This window comes from Actinomadura rayongensis (genome assembly GCF_009831215.1).
Taxonomy (GTDB): domain Bacteria; phylum Actinomycetota; class Actinomycetes; order Streptosporangiales; family Streptosporangiaceae; genus Spirillospora; species Spirillospora rayongensis.
The window spans coordinates 125,965-145,848 of the sequence record NZ_WUTW01000003.1 but is presented as its reverse complement, the minus strand read 5'-3'; the positions used below and the strand labels follow the sequence as shown (position 1 = coordinate 145,848).

Below are 19,884 nucleotides of genomic sequence, written 5' to 3'. Positions count from 1 at the left end.
CCGCGCCACGAGACGGTAATTGCGCGGCCCGTCTTCCATTCCATGTCCGGATCCGGCCAGTTAGCGACTCGGCGGAAACAAACGGGCGCCGCGCGCGTCTCATGGAGTGGCTCCCGGTTCTCCTCGACGTTCGCGGGGCCGGGTGGTGTTTGGACCGGTCCAGACAATCGGCCGGAATTCGCCTTGCATTACAGGGCGAACCGACTTGAGCGGCCCGGTAGGTTTGCCGTAAATAGGACGCACCAACTCAACGACTGGACGGGGGTGCCGGTGGAGCAGACGCTCGTCCTGCAGAAGTCCTTCGGGCAGCCGGGCCGGGTGCGGCTCGCGTTCGAGCCGGACGGCCCGGAGTACGAAGACGCCCTGTTCACCCACCGCCACGGCCGCACCGAAGGACGCCCGAGCCTTCTCAAGGTCGCCGTGTCGCCCGCCGGAGCGCGGGTGCTGCGCCGCGAGGCGGAGGTGTTCGACCGCGTCGGCGGACGGCACGCGTGCTTCGGCGCGCTGCTCGGCTTCCGCACCGCCGAGGACCCCGTCTGCCTGCTCGTCACCCGGCGCGGCCTGCCGATCGCCCGGCTCGACCCGGCGCCGCGCCTGGACGCCGTCCAGCTCGCGCGCGCGGCCCGCGACCTGTTCGGCGCGCTCGCCGCGCTGGAGGAGCACGGCTTCGCGCACCGGGCCGTGTCGCCCGAGAGCGTGTTCTGGGACGGCCGCCGCCTGGAGATCCAGGAACTCGGGCACGTCCAGCCGCTCGGCCCGGGCGCCGCGCTCGCCGGGTCCGCGCTCGCGACGCCCACCGGGCTGCCCGCGAGCGAGATGCCGGACGTGCAGGCGGCGGCCCGCGTGATCCACCGGCTCGCGACCGGCCGCCACCACGGCGGCCCCCCGGACGCGCTGCTCGCCGACCTCGCCCGGATCGACCCCGCGCTCGCGGCCGTCCTCGCGCCCGCCCTGCACGCCGGGCCGGGGCCGCTCGTGCCCCCGGCGGCGATCGCCGCGCAGCTCGTCGAGACCGCGCCGCGCCACGCGCCGGCCCGGACCGCGCCCGAGGCGCAGCCCGTCCAGCCCGCGCCGGCCCGCCGTCCGGCCGCGCCCGGCGACCGCGACCACGCGTTCCGGACCGAGTTCCGGGAGCTGCGCCGCCAGCAGCGCGAGTTCCGCCGCCGCACGACCGAGCGCACGCCGTCGCGCCGTCCGCGCGCGGCCGTCGACGCGTTCTCGCCCCCGACGGCGGCGCCCCGGCCCGCGACGCCCACCGGCGACGGCGCGTCGCCGGCCCTGTTCGTCTTCGCCGGGGCGATCGTCCTCGTGCTGATCGTCGTCGTCGTCCTGATGGTGAGGTGACCGTGAGCGAGCCACCGGCTCCGGAAGTCCCGTCGAGAATCGAGGGACCGTTCCTGATGCCGCCCGCCGACGGCGACCGGCCCGCGCCGGAGCCGCAGAGCGAGCGGAGCGCCCCCGACCCGGCCTCGGCGGCCGGGAGCAGCGGCGCGGCGGTGTCCAGCGCCCGCCTCCCGCAGGCCGTGCAGCAGCCCGCCGTGCAGCCCGAAGCACGGCAGGAGACGCGGCAGTCCGGTCCGCAGCCGGTCCGCGAGCCGGGCCCGTCGCGCGGGAAGGTCAAGCGCGAGCCCGGCCCGCCCGACGGCCCGGCCGGGCGCAAGATGACCTGCCCGTACTGCCTGAGCGAGTTCGACTGGAACAAGGCGCCGCTCGTCGACCGCGACGAGGCGGGGGTCGACACGCCGCTGCGCCCGCAGCCCGGCGAATCGGACGCCCGCTGGCGCACGCGCACGATGCACGCCTGGCGGATCTGCGACGTGGCGGGCGAGGACCACTACATCCCCGCGTCCCTCGGCGGGATGAAGCCGCTGATCATCGGACTCGTCGGCAAGTCCAGCTCCGGCAAGTCGCACCTGCTCGCGGCGATGATGCAGGAGCTGGAGAACGCCGCGCTCAAGATCACCCACCGGCTGAACGTCCTGCCGCTGGACGCGAGGCTCCAGCGGACGCTCACCGAGAAGTACCAGCTCGGCCTGCTCAGCGAGCGCAAGGTGCTGCCCCGCACATTCCGGGGCACGCCCGAGTTCACCTGCGCGTACCGCGTGACCAGCGGGCACACCGGCGAGCAGTACGCGCTGCTGGTCTTCGACGTCGCGGGCGAGATCTTTACCGCCGGGGACACGGCCGAGATGACGCCGTTCATGGCCGTCGCGGACGCGCTGGTCTTCGTGGCCGACGGCGCGGACCTCGACGTCCGGCCCGGCGCGCCCGTCGCCGACCCCGGCTTCACCGCCGTGCTCACCCACATCGACCAGGTGCGGGCGCGCGGCGGGCAGCAGTTCCTGCCGGTCCCGGCGGCGCTGGTCGTCGCCAAGTCCGACAGGCTGCGGACGTTCCCCGAGGTCGACCGGTGGATCGTCCGCGACGACGACCTCGACCTCACGACCGTCGAGCAGGAGTCCGAGGACGCCTACGTGTTCCTGCGGGCGCGCGGCGCGGGCTCGTGGCTGGCGCCCGTCCAGGAGTGCGCGGACGCCACGCTGCACTTCGCGTCCGCGACCGGCGTGGACCCCGAGGACGGCGAGTACCCCGAACGTTCGTTCCGCCGGCAGCGCGTGCTCCGGCCGCTGCTGTCGCTGCTCGCGATGCGGGGCGTCCTGCCCCGGCAGATGATCGACCCGGAGGCGTCATGACCGGGGACCGCGTCGACCACATCGTCTTCACCTGGTCCGACCGGCTGCTCATCGGCGGGAGCGGGCTCGGCCCGGTCGCGTCGTCGCTCGGCCCGGACGCGCTGCGCATGTGGAACCAGCGGCTCGCGGGCGGTGACATCGCCGTCGGGCAGTGGTTCCACGGCGCGCCCGAGTGCGTGGCGCTCGGCGCGCTGACGTTCGGCCAGACCGGCGGGGAGGGCGCGGTGCTGCGCGTGCTGCCCGCGCGCGACCCGAACGGGCGGATCTCGCAGGTCGTCCACGCGCTCGTCGGCGCGGCCGACACCGTCGACGCGCGGCTCGCCCTCGGCCTGCACGACTGGTCCGGCTGGATCACCGCCGACGCGGCGGGCCGCACGCCGCCGACCCTGCGTCCCGAGCACGCCCGCGACCTGCGCAAGCTCGCCGACGCCGGGCTGGACGTGCTGCCGGTGCGCCCGGACGCGCTGCGCGGCCTGCTCGCCGGGGTCCTCGCCGCGCCCGCCGACGCCTACACGGCCGAGATCGCGCCGGACGACTACGGGCTCGTCGCCGGGCTCGTCGCCCGCCTGGACGGCACCGCGGGCGACCTGCCGTGGACGGTCATGCTCGGCGCCGACGTCACCCGCGCCGCCGTCCGCCCCCGGGTGCTGGCGCTGGCGTCCCCGGAGGCGCGCCGGGGCCGCACCCTGCTCACGACCGCGCCGCCCGCCGACCCCCGGTTCGCGCGCGCGGCGGGCCTGCTGGCCGACCTCGGGGCGGGGGCGCTGACGCGTCCGGCCGCGCCGCTGTCGGACCCCGAACTGCTGCTGGACTGGGTGGAGGCCGAGCACCAGCGCGCGTCCACGGTCCTGACGCTGGTCGACCGCGCGCTCGACGGGACGCTGGACGAGCCCGGCCGCCGCCACCTCAACGGCCCCGCCGGGCAGGAGCGGCTGCGCGCGGAGACCCGGCTCGTCCCGATCGCCGTCCTCGCCGACCGGCTCGCGCGCTGGGCCGCGCACCCGCCGCGCGGGCTGGACGAGGCCGGGCGGACGCTGAGCCGCATCGGCGCCCTGCGCTACCTCGCCGACGCCGAGCAGGACCGCGAGGCCGCCAAGCGGCTGCTGACGGCCGCGGGGGCGCTCGGCGTCGGGCAGGAGGCCGCCGACGTCCTCGCGCAGTGGCGGGCCGGGCAGGCGGAGATCACGCCGACGCACGAGCACGGCGCGATCTTCTTCGCGCTGCGCTTCGGGCTGGACCTGTCGGCGGACCCGACGATCGGCGCGCTGCTGCCCGGCATGACGCCCGTCCGGCTGCTGCGCTGGAGCGCGGAGCTGGCGGCGGCGGACGACACCCGCGCCGCGCGCCACTTCCTCGCCACCGCGCACGCCGGGGCGGCCCGCTCGCGGCGCCGCCGGGGCGACGCGGACGTGCGGGAGCTGCTGCGCGAGACCGAGGCGTTCCACGACACGATCGCGCGGATCGTCCTCGCCGAGGACCTGGCGGGCGACGCGGAGACCGCCCTGTACCGGCAGGTGTTCGAGCTGGGCTACGGCGTGCCGGAGCAGGAGCTGCGGACCGTCCTCGCCGACCTGCCCGCCGACGGGACGCGCACCGAGTTCCGTCCCTGGCACGCCCTGGCCGACCTGCTCGGCGGCGGCAAGGAGGTCGTGGACGTCGCGTGCCACGCGGCGGCGTGCGGCGCCCGGACGGCGGACCTGCAGACGATGCTGGAGACGCTGCCGACCGCGGGACTGATCCGCGCGGCGCAGGCCCGGCCGGACGAGGGCATCTTCGTCAGCGCCGTGCTGTGGGTCCTCGACGCCCGCGAGTACACGCCGGACGAGCGCACGGCCAGTCGGCGCGTGCTGCTTTCGTCCCGGTTCCTCATCGACCCCGTCGAGCGGACGTGGCCGGCCGCCGCCGCCCGGTGCTCGGCGTACGGGATCCTGCTCGGCGTCGCCTACCGCGTCGCCGACGGCGACGGGCGCGCCGCCGGGCTCACCGCCGCCGAGGCGGAGGAGCTGCTGGCGCTGGACGGTCCCGAGCCGTTCCTGTTCGCGCTGCTCCAGGCGGCCGGGGAGGACGCGGTCGTGCCGGTGCTGCTGGCGCTGGCGCGGCGGTCGGGCGCCGAACTCGGGCTGCCCGCCGCCACCGTCGACGCGGCGCTGCGGACGCCGCACCACAAGGCGGTCGAGATCCGGACCGAGCGCGTCCCGGCCCCCGCGACGCCGCGCTGGGCCAAGGAGGAGCCGTCGCAGGCGCCGCTGCCGCCCGCGCCGTTCCGCTCGGAGGCGCAGGCGGCCAGCCACGGCGGCGGACAGGGCAACGGGCAGAACGGCGGGTCGCAGGACAAGCCCGCCGAGCCCGCCGAGCCGGTCGGGCGCGCGGCGGGCTTCGCCGCGTGGCTCGGCGCGCAGGACCGGCGGCTGCTGCTCGGCGGCGGCGCGATCGTGCTCGTGCTGCTCATCCTCGTGCTCCTGCTGGCCTTCACCGGCGGGTCGGGCGAGAAGCCGAAGCCCGGGCCGACGGTGTACGTCACCAAGACCGTGAGCCCGTCGCCGTCGGACGAGGTCAAGCCCGACGGGCAGAAGAAGCACCAGCAGAACAACGATGGGAACGGACCCTGATGGCGTCTGGATCGGCCCTCGCGGTCACCGCCCCCGACGAGGCGCTCGCCGCGATCAGCGGCCGGTTCCGCCGGTACGCCGAGGACGCGCTGCGCCGCGTCCGCGCGGCCGACCGTCCGGCGGCGACCGGCCCGGAGCTGCTCCTGCGGCTCGCCGACGAGCTGGACCCGGCCACCGGGCGCCTCCCGGCGGCGATCGACCTGGCCGCCGCCTACCCGGCCGAGGCGCTGCTGCCCGAGCCGCCGCCGTCGCGCGGGCTGGAGCGGCTGGTCGGCTGGGCGCGGACGCTGCGGGACGTGCTGGTGTTCGTCCCCATCCTCATCACCTGGTTCATGCTGCACGAGGCGCTCGCCGCGTACGGCGACGCGGGCAGCCAGGCGTCGTTCCTGCTCGGCTGGCAGGCGGGCTCGTTCGACCCCGACCACATCCGCCGGGGGATCGAGGACTTCACGCCGCTGTCGCAGACGGCGCTGTGGGTCGTCCTCGCCGTCCTCGGGATGATCGCGGTCGCGGTCGCGGTGAACGCGGGGGAGAACCGGCTGGAGCGGCCCCGCTACGAGGCCGAACGCGCCCAGATCGCGCAGGACCTCGCGCTCGCCGGCCACCTGATCACCGGGAACGCCGACATCGACGTCTCCTACCGGGAGCTGCGCGCGTACGTCCAGACGATGGAGGCGAGCGTCGGCGCGCTCGTGGACCGGCTCGCGGGCACCGCCGAGGAGGTCCGCGCCGCGCTGGAGAGCACCGGCGGCAAGCGGATCGAGGAGGCCATCCAGCGCTGGATCGACAAGGCGTCGGTGCTGGAGGACTCGCTCGCCGCGCTGCGCGTCCCGGCCGAGACGATCGACGCGTTCCGCTCCCTGCAGTCCGACATCGCCGCCGGGCAGCGCGAGCTGCGCGCCGAGCTGGCCGCGCTGCTGAAGGCCGTCGAGGACGCGACGCTCGCCACCGCCGACCACGCCGACGTCACCCGGCACTACCAGGAGGCGGGGAGCAAGGCGATGGCGGACACCGCGCTGCGGCTGTCGGACGCCGTCCGCGACCTCGGCGACTTCGTGGGCGAGTCCCGGACGTTCGTGGACTACCTGCGCCGCCGCGACGACGGCGCGCCGCGATGAGCCGCCGCCGTCCGCGCCGCCGGTTCGGGGGCGGGCACCTGGCCGGCTGGCTGTTCGCCGACCTGATGCTCGTGCTGTTCCTCGTCGCGATGGCCGTCCAGCCGCGCGCGCAGATCGCCGTCGGGAAGACGCCGGAGAAGCGGCCGACGCCGGACGGGCCGCGCGTCCTCGGCCAGGAGTTCTGCGAGTTCATGATCCCGGTGCGGGCCGACGGGCTGCTCGGCGGCGCGTCCTCGGCCCGGACCGATCTGCTGTCCAAGGTGCGGGGCGCGCTGCGCGGCGAGCACCCGTCCTGGCTGCACGGACCCGAGATGCACACCAAGGCGGGACGGGCGTCCTGCGACCGGCAGCTCCGCGACGGCCTCAAGGTCGGGTTCTTCCTCGTCTACGGCGCGCAGAGCGACGTCAACCGGGGCGTCCAGCTCGGCCAGCGGGCCGCCAAGGTCATCCGGACGGGCGACGACCGGTTCGGCGAGGCGATCTACCGCGCGGCGTGGACGGGCAGCGAGGGCGCCGACGCGGTCCAGATCATCACGTTCTTCTACCAGAACTGACCGAACCGGGAGGCGAGGCGATGAGAACCGAGCGGGTGCCGCTCTGGACGCCGTCCGGCGACCGGGTCGTGTTCGACCTGGCGCTGGAGGCCGCCGCCGTCGGCGGGGCGCGCTACACCGCGCACTTCGGCACCGTCGCCGGACCCGACGGCCGCCCGGTCGACTGCCTCTACAAGGTCGCCCACGGGCTGTCCGGCCGCCGCGCGCTCGACGCCGAACTCGGCGTGTTCGGCGCGTTCCGCATGGGCGGGCTGCGCGCGGACCAGTTCGCCGACCTGCTCGGCCACGACCTCGACGCCGAGGACGGCCGCGCCCGGCTGCTCCAGACCCGGCGCGGCAGGCCCGTCGACGCGCGCCGCCTCCCGCTGCGCGACCAGCAGCTCTGGCATCCCGTCCGGGACCTGTTCACGGCGCTGCGGCTGCTCGCCGACAACGGGTACGCGCACCGCAACATCACGCCCTCGACCGTCCTGTTCGACGGGACGCGGCTGCAGATCGCCGACCTCACCGAGGCGTACGGGCAGCCGTCCGACGACGACCTCGCCCGCGACGTGTCGGCCGCCGCCGCGCTGCTGCACTGGCTGGCGTCGGGCGGCCCGTCGGCGCTCGCGCCCGACGGCGACCACACCCAGCGCGCCAAGGAACTGCACTGGCTGACGAGCTTCCATCCCGACCTCGCGGTCGTGCTGCGTCCCGTCTACGAGGGCGCCGACGTGACGGCCGCCGCGCTCCTGGAGCGCATGACGGCCTGGCCGCGGCCCACCCCCGCCTCCGCGCCCGGCCCAGCGCCCGCGCCGGTGCAGCCGCAGGGCGCCGTGGCCGCGCCGGGGGAGCCCGGGACGGCGCGCGACTCCGCCGACCCCGACCACGTCGGCACCGACCGGGTCAAGTACCTGCCGCCGAGCGGGGGGACGCAGCCGAACCCCCGCCCGCAGCGTCCCCCGCAGCCACGCGAGCAGCCTCCCGAGCGGCCTCCGGCGCAGCCCGCCGACGACGAACTCGTCGCGGGCGAGGAGTTCGACCGGAGCTGGACGGGCCCCAAGCCAGCGGTGCCGCGCGGATCCGGCCCGCAGCCGCGGCCGGACGTCCCCGGGCCCGCGACGTCCGGCCCGCCGCCCCCGCAGAACCGGCAGCCGCAGCAGTACGGGCAGCAGCCTGCGCAGCAGTACGGGCAGCCTGCGCAGCAGTACGGGCAGCCTGCGCAGCAGTACGGGCAGCCTGCGCAGCAGTACGGGCAGCCTGCGCCGGGCCGCCCGTTCCTGCCCCCGGATTTCCCGTTCAGCAAGAACGAGGACGGCAACCGCCGTCTTCATCCCGCCGTCCTCTGGCCGGCGCTGTTCGTCGTCCTCGTCCTCGTCCTCCTGGTGGTGTTGCCATGACCGCCCCGCCCCGCCAGCCCGGCCCCTACGGTGACCCGAAGAACCCCTACGGCCTGCCGCCCGCGCAGGACGGGCGGACGCAGCAGTACGGGCAGCAGCCCCGGGCGTTCGGGCAGCAGTACGGCCAGCCCGCGCCGGGCCCTTCCGTGACCTGCCCGTACTGCCTCAACACGATCGACTGGCAGGACTTCGGGACGGTCCCGCTCATCCGGGAGACCACCGAGGGCCCCGAGGTGCTGACGCGCGCCCTCGGCGAGTCCGACGAGCGCTGGCGGCACCGGACGCTCGGCGCCAAGCGGCAGTGCCGGGGCGACGGCGAGCCGCACTACCTGCCCGCCGACTACGGCGAGCTGGAGCCGCTGATCATCGGGATCGTCGGCGCGTCGGCGGCGGGCAAGACGCACCTGCTCACCTCGATGATCGCCCAGCTGGAGCGGCGCCGCGCGATGCTGGCGGGCGAGCTGACCTTCCGGCCGCTGGACGGACGGCTGCGCCAGCGCTTCTACGAGGACCGCGTCCGCCCGTTCCTGGAGCACCGCCGCGTCTTGGCCCGGACGGCCCGCAGCGACCGGCCCGAGTTCGCCTACGGGCTGCGCGTCGCGAGCGCGCACACGGGCCGCTCCCACGCCGTCGTGTTCTTCGACGTCGCGGGGGAGCACTTCGTCGGCCACGAGTACGAGGCGACCCCGTTCATGAGCCTCGTGGACGGCCTCATCTACGTCGCGGACGGCAGCGGCCTCCGTTCGGGCGACCGCTGGAACCCGTGGCCGCCCGAGCCGGGCTTCGCCGCCGCGATCGCGCAGCTCACCGACGCGCCGTCGCGCGGCCCGGTCCCCGCGGTGATCGTCGTGGCCAAGTCCGACGTCCTGGACGGCGTGGCCGACGACGAGACCGTCACCCGCTGGATCGGCCGTCAGGACGAGACCCGCCTCGCCGACCTGCGCACCGCCAAGCTGGAGAGCCGCGAGGCGTTCCAGTTCCTGCGGCGGCGCGGCGCGGAACTGTGGCTGGAGCCGTTCCAGCCGGGCTCGCCGGTGACGCTGCACTTCGCGTCCGCGTCGGGCGTCCCGCAGCTCCCCGACCGCGAGCTGGGCGCGTTCCCCGACGACGGGTTCGGCCCGAAACGGGTCCTGCGCCCGTTGCTGTCGCTGTTCAGCATGACGGGGCTGGTCCCGGCGATCGAGATGGAGGAGCCGCCGGGCCCGCCTCCGCCCCCGCTTTATTACTGAGAGACGGCCGTCCGCCACGCGTGCCGGACGAGCAGCGCCGTCACCGCGAGGTCGGCGCGCCCGTCCAGCGTCGACGGGTCGGCGAAGGACCGCCGCTCGTCCCACCACGCGGCGCCCGGCGGGACGGCCCGGGCCAGAGCGTGGACCTGGCCCGCCGCGTCCGGGTCGAGCGTCAGTTCCGTCGCGCGCGCCCACAGCGCCGCCCACTCCGCCCCCGACGGCAGCTCGGCCGGACGCCGCCGCCCCGCGCGGTCGTAGCCGTGCAGCACCCGGTCGCGCAGCCAGCCGAGCCGGGACTCCGCGCGCCGCACCACCTCGGGCGCCTCGGCGTGGACGCGGCGCAGCAGCGCGCAGCCGTCCGCGCAGCCGTGGTGCCCGCAGCGGTGCCGGGCGGCCTCGGCGAGGATCCCGCCGTCCACCGCCTCCCACAGCAGCCGCTGCCCGGACTCGCCGCCCCGCGCCAGCGCGAGCAGCCCGGCCGCGTCGACCGGACGGCCCTGGAAGCGCGGCGGCAGGTCCCCGAGGACGTCGGCGGCGAGCCGGGCGAGGGCCAGCGGCGCCCGTCCGGCCGACACCGCGCGCAGGTGCCGGACCGACGCCGGGTCCGTGCCGCGCGCGACGAGCCAGTCCGCGAGCGCGTCGCCGTTCCCGTCCGCGAGCCAGACGGCGCCCGCCCGCCAGTGGCGTTCCAGATCGTCGGCCAGGTCCTCGATGGCCCGGTACGTCCGGCCCTGGAAGCGCGGCGGCGGGTTCTCCGCCGCGACCCACCCGGCGACCTGCTCGTACGTCCACCGCCGCGCCGGATCGACCGTCAGCAGCCCCTCGACCAGCGGGCGCCACGCCGGGTCGCGCACCGCGTCCAGCGGCGGCGGGCGCCGGGCCGTCAACGCCGCGCGGACCTCTTCGGGCGTCATGTTTCCGTACGGCGTGCGGCGCGTCAGCAGCTCGTGGACGATGATCCCGAGAGCCCACCACGCCGACCGCGCGTCCGGCCGTCCCCGCGCGGTCTCCGGCGCCGCGTACGCCCAGGTCGTCAGCACGACGATCCCGCCGGGGTCGCGCCGCCGCCGGACGTTGCGGCCCGTCCCGCCGAAGTCCCCGATGACCAGCTCGTACGGGTCGCGCGACCGGACGAGGACGTTCGCGGGCTTCACGTCGGTGTGCGTGAGGTTCAGGTCGTCCAGCCAGAAGTGCAGGCACTCGGCCAGCTCGGCGACGATCGCGTGCAGCTCCCGGTCGCCCGCCGGGGGCGCCGCGCCGTGGATGACGTCCCGCAGCGAGCCGTGGACGCAGTACTCCTCGGCCGTCCACCCGACCGTGCCGCCGTCGTGCTCGACGTTGCCGTACCCGTAGATCCGGGGCACGTGCCGCGCCGAGCCCCGCCGCGCGAGGACCAGCATCTGGTCCAGATCGGCCGGGAACTCCTTGTCCACCTTCACCACGACCGTGCCCGCCGCCGAGTCCGCCAGGTAGACCACCGACTCGGCGCCGACGTCCAGCACGGACCGGGGGGTGAACCGGTCCCGGAGCGCCGCCGGGAAGTCGGCCGCCTCCCACGTCTCCCGCGTCACACCGATCCTTCCGCCGCGTCGCAAATGTACCGTGGCGCGGCGCCGCCGGTCCGGCCGTCGCGCCGCCTCACTCCGACTCACTCCGACGGGGCGACAACGGGCCCGGGTTCCCGGAACAATGCACGAGCGACGCCACCGGGGAGAAAGAATCGAGACCGTGACAGCGACCATCAGCCACACCGCCGGACCCGACGACCAGGCACCGCCGCCGATCACCGCGCGGATCGCGGGCGAGCTGGGCGTCCGGGAGGGCCAGGTCCGCGTCGCCGTGGACCTGCTCGACGGCGGTTCGACCGTCCCGTTCATCGCCCGCTACCGCAAGGAGGCCACCGGCGCCCTCGACGACGCGCAGCTCCGCGCGCTGGAGGAACGCCTGCGCTACCTGCGCGAGCTGGACGAGCGGCGCGGCGCGATCCTGGAGTCGATCGACGGGCAGGGCAAGCTCACCGCCGAGCTGCGCGCCCAGATCGTGGCGGCCGACTCCAAGGCCCGGCTGGAGGACATCTACCTCCCGTACAAGCCCAAGCGGCGCACCAAGGCGCAGATCGCCCGCGAGGCCGGGCTCGAACCGCTCGCCGAACTGCTGCTGGCCGATCCCGGCCGCGACCCGCGCGCCGAGGCCGAGGCGTACGTCGACGCCGACAAGAACGTCGCCGACGCGACCGCCGCGCTGGAGGGCGCCCGGTCCATCCTCGTGGAGCGGTTCGCCGAGGACGCCGACCTCATCGGCGCGCTGCGCGAGCGCATGTGGACGCGGGGCCGCGTCGTCGCGAAGGTCCGTCCCGGCAAGGAGGAGGCGGGCGCCAAGTTCGCCGACTACTTCGACTTCGCCGAGCCGTTCGCCAAGCTGCCCTCGCACCGCGTCCTCGCGCTGTTCCGGGGCGAGAAGGAAGAGGTCCTGGACCTCGAACTGGAGCCCGAAGAAGACCCCGGCCCGGGCGTTCGCTCGTCGTTCGAGGCCGAGATCGCGCGCCGGTTCGGCATCGAGGACCGGGGCCGTCCGGGCGACGCGTGGCTCGGCGAGGTCGTCCGCTGGACGTGGCGGACGCGCGTGCTCGTCCACCTCGGCATCGACCTGCGCACCCGGCTGCGGCAGGAGGCCGAGGACGAGGCCGTCCGCGTCTTCGCCGCCAACCTGCGCGACCTGCTGCTCGCCGCGCCCGCCGGGACCCGCGCCACGATGGGCCTGGACCCGGGCCTGCGCACCGGCGTGAAGGTCGCGGTCGTGGACGGCACCGGCAAGGTCGTCGCCACCGACACGATCTTCCCGCACGAGCCGCGCCGCCGCTGGGACGAGTCGATCGCGACGCTGGCCCGCCTCGCCCGCGAGCACCACGTGGACCTCGTCGCGATCGGCAACGGCACCGCGTCCCGCGAGACCGACAAGCTCGCCGCCGACCTCATCGCCCGCCACCCCGACCTGAAGCTCACCAAGATCATGGTGTCGGAGGCGGGCGCGTCGGTGTACTCGGCGTCGGAGTACGCGGGCCGCGAGCTGCCCGGCATGGACGTGTCGCTGCGCGGCGCCGTCTCCATCGCCCGCCGCCTCCAGGACCCGCTGGCCGAGCTGGTCAAGATCGACCCCAAGTCCATCGGCGTCGGCCAGTACCAGCACGACGTGTCGGAGACCAAGCTGTCGCGGTCCCTGGACGCCGTCGTGGAGGACTGCGTGAACGCGGTCGGCGTGGACGTCAACACCGCGTCCGTCCCGCTGCTCACCCGCGTGTCCGGCATCAGCGAGGGCCTGGCGGAGAACATCGTCGCCCACCGCGACGCCAACGGCCGCTTCCGCTCCCGCTCCGGGCTGCGCGACGTGCCGCGCCTCGGCCCGAAGGCGTTCGAGCAGTGCGCGGGGTTCCTGCGCGTCCCCGGCGGCGACGACCCGCTCGACTCCTCCAGCGTCCACCCCGAGGCGTACCCGGTCGTCCACCGGATCCTCGCGGCGGCGGGCTCGGACGTCGCCGGGATCGTCGGCAACACGGCCGTCCTGCGCTCGCTGCGCCCCGCCGACTTCGTGGACGACGCGTTCGGCCTGCCGACCGTCACCGACATCCTCGCCGAGCTGGAGAAGCCCGGCCGCGACCCGCGTCCGGTCTTCCGCGCCGCCGCGTTCAAGGAGGGCGTCGACAAGCTGTCGGACCTGGAGAAGGGCATGGTCCTGGAGGGCGTCGTGACGAACGTGGCCGCGTTCGGCGCGTTCGTCGACGTCGGCGTCCACCAGGACGGCCTGGTCCACATCTCCGCGATGTCCGACCGCTTCGTCGCCGACCCGCGCGACGTGGTGAAGCCCGGCGACATCGTCCGCGTCAAGGTCCTGGACGTCGACCTGCCGCGCAAGCGCATCTCCCTCACGCTGCGGCTGACCGACGAGGCCCGCACCGAGAACGCGGGCCAGAACGCGGGCCAGAACCCGGGCCAGAAGCGGCGGCCCGCCCGTCAGCAGCCCGGCAACCGCAACGCGCCGCGCGGCCGGCCCGCCGCGCCGCCCGCGAGCGGCGCGATGGCGGACGCGCTGCGCCGCGCCGGGCTGACCGGCGGCCTGCCCGACCCCCGCGACAAGAAGAAGCGCTGACCGGACGCCCGGCGCGGGAGGCCGCGCCGGGCACCCGGCGTGATCACCACGAGCCCGAACGTGGCCGCGACCGGGCATGGCGGTGCGGCGTTCAGATCAGCGGGACGGGCTACTGCCAGGGCGGGTTGTGGTTGTCCTCGGGCATCCGGTGCCGTCCGCTGCCGGTCTCGGGCGGCGGGGGCTGCCGCTCGTCCGGGGCGTACGGGCCGCGTCCGAGGGGGTCGCGGCCGAGCGGGTCACCGGCCAGGGGGTCCGCGGCCAGCGGGTCGCGGTCCTGCGCGTCGGGCGCGAACGGGTTGCGGCCGAACGCCGGACCGTCCAGCGGCGTCGGCGCGGACGCCAGGCCGTACTCCGAGCGGGACAGGCCCGTCAGCCCCGACGACGACGAACGCGGACCGATCGGCGGCTCACCGAACGGGTCGCCCTCCAGCACACCGGCGTCCGCGCCGAGCGGAAGATCGCTGTGCGGGACGGGCCGGTGCCGGGGGAACTGGAGCACCGCGAGCAGCCCGATCGCCAGCGCCACCACGCGCAGCGTCGAGTTCAGCCGGTCCGTCGGCCACGGCTCGTCGTAGATGAACGTGCCCATGAGCAGCAGGTACGTCTTCGCGCTGACCGTCATGATCATCGCGACGACCGACACGCGGCAGCGCTGGAACGCCGCCACGAGGATCCCGAACCCGAGCGCCGCGGCCAGCACCGTCAGGTACGGGTACACGGTCGCGAGGACGCCGAAGCCCGACGCCTCCGAGTCGCTCCACCCCTTGATCGCCAGCTCGGCCGTCCCGACCGGGAACCCGGCGAGCATCCCGTAGGCGATGCCGGTGATGGGACGCGCGTGCCGGCCGTCGGGGCGGTAGTCCTGGAACAGCAGCAGCACGAGCGGCCCGAGCAGCGCCGGGATCGCCACGACGCCGATCTTCCACAGCGGCACGTCGACCGTCCGCACCGGCGGCGGGTTGCCCGTGGACGCCACCAGCAGCAGGATCGCCCCGCCGATGAGCAGCAGGCTCAGCCATTCGCGCGCCGACAGCCGCTCGCGGAAGAACACCATCGCGATCAGCAGCAGCGGGACGACGCCCGACATGAAGATCGGGACGGCCACGCCGAGCGACAGCTTGGACAGCGCCACGATCTGCAGGCTGAGCCCGCACAGGACGATCGCCAGCGCCACGAGGAACACCCAGCTCGACAGGATGGTCCAGATCATGTGCACGATTCGGTTGCCGCGCAGGGGCTCCATCCGGTCCGCCGCGAGCTTGAACACGGCGAAGCCGAGGTAGTACAGAGCCGTCGCGCCGAAGGCCGCAGCTATCCCGTTCATCCCGGAAGAGTATGGGGGGTCCGGGTGCTCCATGTCACATGCCCAGGTAGCGCGCTTGGTAGGGAATCGACGGCGCTGGGTGATCATGCGGCACGGGTCCCGTCCGGCCCGTCCGGCCCGGCGACGGACCCGGGCGAGGGGCGGGCGGCGGACGCGGTGTCCGCAGTTCGCGCCCGAACCCCATAGACTTGGCGCGCACGGGCGCGGAGCCGGTTTCTTCGGCGTGCCCGCGAGTGAGACCGAGCCGGAGAGACTGCCCGGCTGAGCACGCGTCGAACGCCCCGGCCGAGACAGCGCGGACCAAGGAGACCTACCCCAGTGAAGACCGATGTCGAGGAGCTGACCCCCACGCGGGTCAAGCTCACCGTCGAGGTGCCGTTCGACGAGCTCAAGCCGAACCTCGACAAGGCGTACAAGGAGATCTCGCAGCAGGTGCGGATCAAGGGCTTCCGGCCCGGCAGGGTTCCCGCCCCGCTGATCGACAAGTACGTCGGCCGCGGCGCGGTCCTGCAGGAGGCGGTCAACGACGCGCTGCCCGAGCTGTACGGACGCGCGGTCGAGGAGTCGGAGATCTTCGTCCTCGGCCAGCCGGACGTCGAGGTCACCGAGCTGGACGACGGCCAGCAGTTCGCGTTCACCGCCGAGGTGGACATCCGGCCGAAGTTCGAGGTGCCCGACTACGACGGCCTGGAGGTCGTCGTGGACACCGCCGAGGTCGACGACGAGAAGATCGCCGAGACGATCGACAACCTGCGCGAGCGCTTCGCGTCCCTGACCACGGTCGACCGGGCCGCGCAGGAGGGCGACTTCGCCACCATCGACCTGGCCGCGTCGATCGACGGCGAGGCCGTCGCGGACGCCTCCACCACCGGCTACTCCTACGAGGTGGGCTCCGGCTCGTCGGTCGAGGGCCTGGACGCCGCCGTCACCGGCCTGTCGGCGGGCGAGAGCGCCACGTTCACCGCGCCGCTGCCGGGCGGCGAGCGCGCGGGCGAGGACGCGGAGATCACCGTCACCGTCCAGAGCGTGAAGGTCAAGGACCTGCCGGAGGCGGACGACGAGTTCGCCCAGCTGGCGTCCGAGTTCGACACGATCGAGCAGCTCCGCGAGGACGTCCGGACGCGCCTCGGCCGCCAGGTCAAGCTGCAGCAGCTCTCCGACGCGCGCGACAAGGCGCTGGAGGCCCTGCTGGAGAAGGTCGAGATCCCGCTGCCCGACAAGGTCGTCGAGGACGAGATCAACCGCCGGAACCAGCAGTTCGAGCAGCAGCTCGCGATGTCCGGCACGACCCGCGCGGACTACCTCGCCGAGGAGGAGAAGTCCGAGGAGGAGTTCACCGCCGACGTCGAGAAGGCCGCGCGCCTCGCGGTCAAGGGCGGGTTCCTGCTCGACCAGCTCGCCGTCCAGGAGGAACTGGGCGTCGAGAACGAGGAGCTGAGCGAGTACGTCGTCACGCAGGCCATGCAGATGGGCGTGGCGCCGCAGCAGCTCGCCGAGTACCTCACCGAGAACAACCAGCTCCCGGCCATCGTCGCCGAGGTGCTGCGCAACAAGGCGCTGAACCTGATCGTCGAGCACGTCGTCATCAAGGACGAGGCGGGCACGACGATCGACGCCGCCGCCCTGCAGCGCGAGCTGAACGGCGAGACGGTCGAGGTCGAGTCCGAGGCCGACGCGGAGGCCGAGGTCGCCGACGAGGCGCAGGCCATCGCCGACGCGGACGCCGACGCCGAGGCCGCCGACGAGGCGGACGCGAAGGCCGCCGAGGAGGCCAACGCCGAGGCCGCCAAGAAGGCCGACGCCGAGGACGCCTGAGCATCGCCCGAACCGACGAACGCCCCGTTTCCCGGCCGCCGCGCCGGGACGCGGGGCGTTCGCCTTATCCGGCCGGGACCCGTTCCAATCCCGTCACGGCGAGCTACGCCGCCAGCGAAAAGCGGCCCCTCGCGGCTTAACACGGCCGTCCGGCGCGTTACTGTCCAGACATCCGAACCGATTAAAGGACCGGAGGAACACCGGTGAGCATGCCTCCGACTTTGGAGTCGTCGCAGGTTCAGGCGCGGGTCGCGGAGGCGCCCCTGCTGCCCCTCGGCGACCAGCTCTTCCAGCGGCTGCTGCGCGAGCGCATCGTCTTCCTCGGCCAGCAGGTCGACGACGACATCGCCAACCGCATCTGCGCCGAACTCCTGCTGCTGTCCGCCGAGGACGGCCGGCGCGACATCACGCTCTACATCAACTCGCCCGGCGGCTCGGTGACGGCCGGCATGGCGATCTACGACATCATGCGGTACGTCCCGAACGACATCGTCACGGTCGGCATGGGCCTGGCCGCGTCGATGGGCCAGTTCCTGCTCTGCGCGGGCACGCCCGGCAAGCGGTACGCGCTGCCGCACGCGCGGATCATGATGCACCAGCCGTCCGGCGGCATCGGCGGCACGGCCTCGGACATCAAGATCCAGGCCGAGCAGATGCTGTACGTGAAGCGGACGCTCGCCGAGAAGATCGCCGAGCACACCGGCCAGCCGCTGGAGCAGATCGAGAAGGACTCCGACCGCGACCGCTGGTTCACCGCCGACGAGGCCCGCGACTACGGCCTGGTCGACCACGTGGTGCTGAGCGCCACCCAGGTGCCCTCCGAGGGCCCCGTCTCCTGACGAACCCGAAAGCGACCTACGGAGGCACGCAAGTGAGCGACCTGATCCGTCCGCAGATCCAAGCCGGCGGGGTCATGCCCGTCGACAACCGCTACATCATTCCGTCGTTCGTCGAGCGCACCACGTACGGGGTCAAGGAGATGAACCCGTACAACAAGCTCTTCGAGGAGCGGATCATCTTCCTCGGCGTGCAGATCGACGACGCGTCCGCGAACGACGTGATGGCCCAGCTCATCACGCTGGAGTCGATCGACCCCGACCGCGACATCAGCATCTACATCAACTCGCCCGGCGGTTCGTTCACCGCGATGACGGCGATCTACGACACGATGCAGTTCGTCAAGCCGGACGTCCAGACGGTCTGCATCGGCCAGGCGGCGTCGGCGGCGGCCGTGCTGCTCGCCGCGGGCACCAAGGGCAAGCGGGCGGCGCTGCCGAACTCGCGGATCCTGATCCACCAGCCCGCGACCGAGGGCACCTACGGCCAGTCGAGCGACATCGAGATCCAGGCGCGCGAGATCATGCGGATCCGCGAGCTGCTGGAGGAGATCCTCGCCCGGCACAGCGGCAAGTCGCAGGAAGAGGTCCGCGTCGACATCGAGCGCGACAAGATCCTGACGGCGGACGAGGCCAAGGACTACGGCCTCATCGACGACGTCTTCGTCAGCAGGAAGCGCCAAGCCGAGGTAGTGTCGTCCTGAGACGGCGCCGCCGACGGCGCTCCGGGGACGCGGGAGACCCCCGCCCGGTCGTGACACTTCCGGGCGAGGGGCTCACCGGGTCCGCGGGAGACGGTAACGTCGAATCCAACGTCGAATGAACCTCCGGGACGCAATCGAGCCGGCCCACATCCTCCAGGCGGGCGGCCCCACGAAAAGGAGACAGTTGGGTGGCACGCATCGGCGACGGTGGTGATCTGCTCAAGTGCTCGTTCTGCGGAAAGAGCCAGAAGCAGGTCAAGAAGCTCATCGCGGGTCCGGGCGTGTATATCTGCGACGAGTGCATTGATCTCTGCAACGAGATCATCGAGGAAGAGCTGTCGGAGACCTCCGACCTCAAGTGGGACAGCCTGCCCAAGCCCCGGGAGATCTACGAGTTCCTCGACGGGTACGTGATCGGGCAGGAGACGGCGAAGAAGAACCTGTCGGTCGCCGTCTACAACCACTACAAGCGCATCCAGTCGGGTGAGGCGGCGGGCCGGGACGACGGCGTCGAACTGGGCAAGTCCAACATCCTGCTGCTCGGCCCCACGGGGTCGGGGAAGACGCTGCTCGCGCAGACGCTCGCCAAGCTCCTCAACGTGCCCTTCGCCATCGCCGACGCGACCGCGCTGACGGAGGCGGGCTACGTCGGCGAGGACGTCGAGAACATCCTGCTCAAGCTGATCCAGGCGGCCGACTACGACGTCAAGAAGGCCGAGACCGGGATCATCTACATCGACGAGGTCGACAAGATCGCCCGCAAGAGCGAGAACCCGTCGATCACCCGGGACGTGTCCGGCGAGGGCGTCCAGCAGGCGCTGCTGAAGATCCTGGAGGGCACGACCGCGAGCGTCCCGCCGCAGGGCGGACGCAAGCACCCGCACCAGGAGTTCATCCAGATCGACACGACGAACGTGCTGTTCATCTGCGGCGGCGCGTTCGCGGGTCTGGAGAAGATCGTGGAGTCGCGGATCGGCAAGCAGGGCATGGGCTTCGGCGCCGCGCTGCGCTCCAAGGCCGACTTCGGCGAGGTCGCGGAGATGCTCGGCGACGTCATGCCGGAGGACCTGCTGAAGTTCGGGATGATCCCGGAGTTCATCGGTCGGCTGCCGATCATCACGAGCGTCCACAACCTGGACCGGGACGCGCTGATCAACATCCTGACCGAGCCGAAGAACGCGCTGGTGCGGCAGTACCACCGCCTCTTCGAGATGGACGGGGTGGATCTGGAGTTCACCGACGACGCGCTCGAAGCCATCGCGGACCAGTCGATCCTGCGCGGCACGGGCGCCCGGGGCCTGCGCGCGATCATGGAAGAGGTCCTGATGTCGGTGATGTACGAGGTGCCGTCCCGGCAGGACGTGGCGCGCGTCGTCATCACCCGCGAGGCGGTGCTGGAGCACGTGAACCCGACGCTGGTGCCGCGCGAGCGCGCGACCAAGCGCGAGCCGCGCGAGAAGAGCGCCTGACCGCGCCCCGA

Annotated in this window: 14 protein-coding genes; 12 read left to right on the top strand and 2 right to left on the bottom strand. The window is 73.8% G+C overall.

Annotated elements, in window-relative coordinates; all coding sequences use genetic code 11:
* Positions 1-270 precede the first annotated feature (270 nt).
* From GQ466_RS17560 to GQ466_RS17530, 7 genes are read left to right on the top strand one after another with little or no spacing between them, the layout of a single operon-like run.
* Entirely contained in the window at positions 271-1,344 is a 1,074-nt protein-coding gene (locus tag GQ466_RS17560; RefSeq protein ID WP_161104052.1) for a hypothetical protein, read from the top strand.
* 2 nt (positions 1,345-1,346) lie between these two features.
* Entirely contained in the window at positions 1,347-2,693 is a 1,347-nt protein-coding gene (locus GQ466_RS32845; protein WP_161104051.1) for a TRAFAC clade GTPase domain-containing protein, read from the top strand.
* Entirely contained in the window at positions 2,690-5,302 is a 2,613-nt protein-coding gene (locus tag GQ466_RS17550) for a hypothetical protein (RefSeq protein ID WP_161104050.1), read from the top strand. Before GQ466_RS32845 ends, GQ466_RS17550 begins: the two co-directional genes overlap by 4 nt.
* Positions 5,302-6,420, top strand: coding sequence for a hypothetical protein (locus GQ466_RS17545; protein ID WP_161104049.1), 1,119 nt, complete (start codon positions 5,302-5,304; stop codon positions 6,418-6,420). The genes GQ466_RS17550 and GQ466_RS17545 overlap by 1 nt, the downstream gene beginning before the upstream one ends.
* A complete protein-coding gene (locus GQ466_RS17540; RefSeq protein ID WP_161104048.1) occupies positions 6,417-6,974 on the top strand; it encodes a hypothetical protein in 558 nt (185 codons plus the stop codon). The genes GQ466_RS17545 and GQ466_RS17540 overlap by 4 nt, the downstream gene beginning before the upstream one ends.
* A gap of 20 nt (positions 6,975-6,994) precedes the next feature.
* Positions 6,995-8,353, top strand: coding sequence for a hypothetical protein (locus GQ466_RS17535; protein ID WP_161104047.1), 1,359 nt, complete (start codon positions 6,995-6,997; stop codon positions 8,351-8,353).
* Positions 8,350-9,582 carry a molybdopterin-guanine dinucleotide biosynthesis protein MobB gene (locus GQ466_RS17530; RefSeq protein ID WP_161104046.1) on the top strand — a complete coding sequence of 411 codons (1,233 nt, stop codon included), beginning with the start codon at positions 8,350-8,352 and terminating at the stop codon, positions 9,580-9,582. The genes GQ466_RS17535 and GQ466_RS17530 overlap by 4 nt, the downstream gene beginning before the upstream one ends.
* Here GQ466_RS17530 and GQ466_RS17525 read toward each other — a convergent pair.
* Positions 9,576-11,153 carry a protein kinase domain-containing protein gene (locus GQ466_RS17525; protein WP_161104045.1) on the bottom strand — a complete coding sequence of 526 codons (1,578 nt, stop codon included), beginning with the start codon at positions 11,151-11,153 and terminating at the stop codon, positions 9,576-9,578. The genes GQ466_RS17530 and GQ466_RS17525 overlap by 7 nt on opposite strands.
* Positions 11,154-11,310: 157 nt before the next feature.
* Here GQ466_RS17525 and GQ466_RS17520 point away from each other — a divergent pair, with 157 nt between their 5' ends.
* Positions 11,311-13,725, top strand: a complete 2,415-nt coding sequence (locus tag GQ466_RS17520; RefSeq protein WP_378186472.1) for a Tex family protein — start codon at positions 11,311-11,313, stop codon at positions 13,723-13,725.
* Between the two features lie 109 nt (positions 13,726-13,834).
* Here the strand turns inward: GQ466_RS17520 and GQ466_RS17515 are convergent, their stop codons facing one another.
* Positions 13,835-15,049 (bottom strand): DMT family transporter, encoded by a 1,215-nt coding sequence (locus GQ466_RS17515; RefSeq protein WP_237418108.1) that lies wholly within the window; start codon positions 15,047-15,049, stop codon positions 13,835-13,837.
* Positions 15,050-15,367: 318 nt separating this feature from the next.
* Here GQ466_RS17515 and tig point away from each other — a divergent pair, with 318 nt between their 5' ends.
* The 4 genes from tig (at position 15,368) to clpX (ending at position 19,873) form a co-directional block, all read left to right on the top strand.
* Positions 15,368-16,864, top strand: coding sequence for a trigger factor (gene tig / locus GQ466_RS17510; RefSeq protein WP_161104043.1), 1,497 nt, complete (start codon positions 15,368-15,370; stop codon positions 16,862-16,864).
* Positions 16,865-17,073: 209 nt separating this feature from the next.
* Complete coding sequence (locus GQ466_RS17505; protein WP_161104358.1) at positions 17,074-17,703, top strand: ClpP family protease; 630 nt, start codon at positions 17,074-17,076, stop codon at positions 17,701-17,703.
* A 74-nt stretch (positions 17,704-17,777) separates the two neighbouring features.
* Complete coding sequence (locus GQ466_RS17500) at positions 17,778-18,404, top strand: ATP-dependent Clp protease proteolytic subunit (RefSeq protein ID WP_202420754.1); 627 nt, start codon at positions 17,778-17,780, stop codon at positions 18,402-18,404.
* A 188-nt stretch (positions 18,405-18,592) separates the two neighbouring features.
* A complete protein-coding gene (gene clpX, locus GQ466_RS17495) occupies positions 18,593-19,873 on the top strand; it encodes an ATP-dependent Clp protease ATP-binding subunit ClpX (protein WP_161104041.1) in 1,281 nt (426 codons plus the stop codon).
* Positions 19,874-19,884 lie beyond the last annotated feature (11 nt).

Bases quoted from the DNA above. Each gene is read 5' to 3' on its own strand.
- GQ466_RS17550 (WP_161104050.1), top strand. From the start codon at position 2,690: ATGACCGGGGACCGCGTCGACCACATCGTCTTCACCTGGTCCGACCGG.
- GQ466_RS17545 (WP_161104049.1), top strand. From the start codon at position 5,302: ATGGCGTCTGGATCGGCCCTCGCGGTCACCGCCCCCGACGAGGCGCTC.
- GQ466_RS17540 (WP_161104048.1), top strand. From the start codon at position 6,417: ATGAGCCGCCGCCGTCCGCGCCGCCGGTTCGGGGGCGGGCACCTGGCC.
- GQ466_RS17535 (WP_161104047.1), top strand. From the start codon at position 6,995: ATGAGAACCGAGCGGGTGCCGCTCTGGACGCCGTCCGGCGACCGGGTC.
- GQ466_RS17530 (WP_161104046.1), top strand. From the start codon at position 8,350: ATGACCGCCCCGCCCCGCCAGCCCGGCCCCTACGGTGACCCGAAGAAC.
- GQ466_RS17515 (WP_237418108.1), bottom strand. From the start codon at position 15,049: ATGAACGGGATAGCTGCGGCCTTCGGCGCGACGGCTCTGTACTACCTC.
- GQ466_RS17505 (WP_161104358.1), top strand. From the start codon at position 17,074: ATGCCTCCGACTTTGGAGTCGTCGCAGGTTCAGGCGCGGGTCGCGGAG.
- GQ466_RS17500 (WP_202420754.1), top strand. From the start codon at position 17,778: ATGCCCGTCGACAACCGCTACATCATTCCGTCGTTCGTCGAGCGCACC.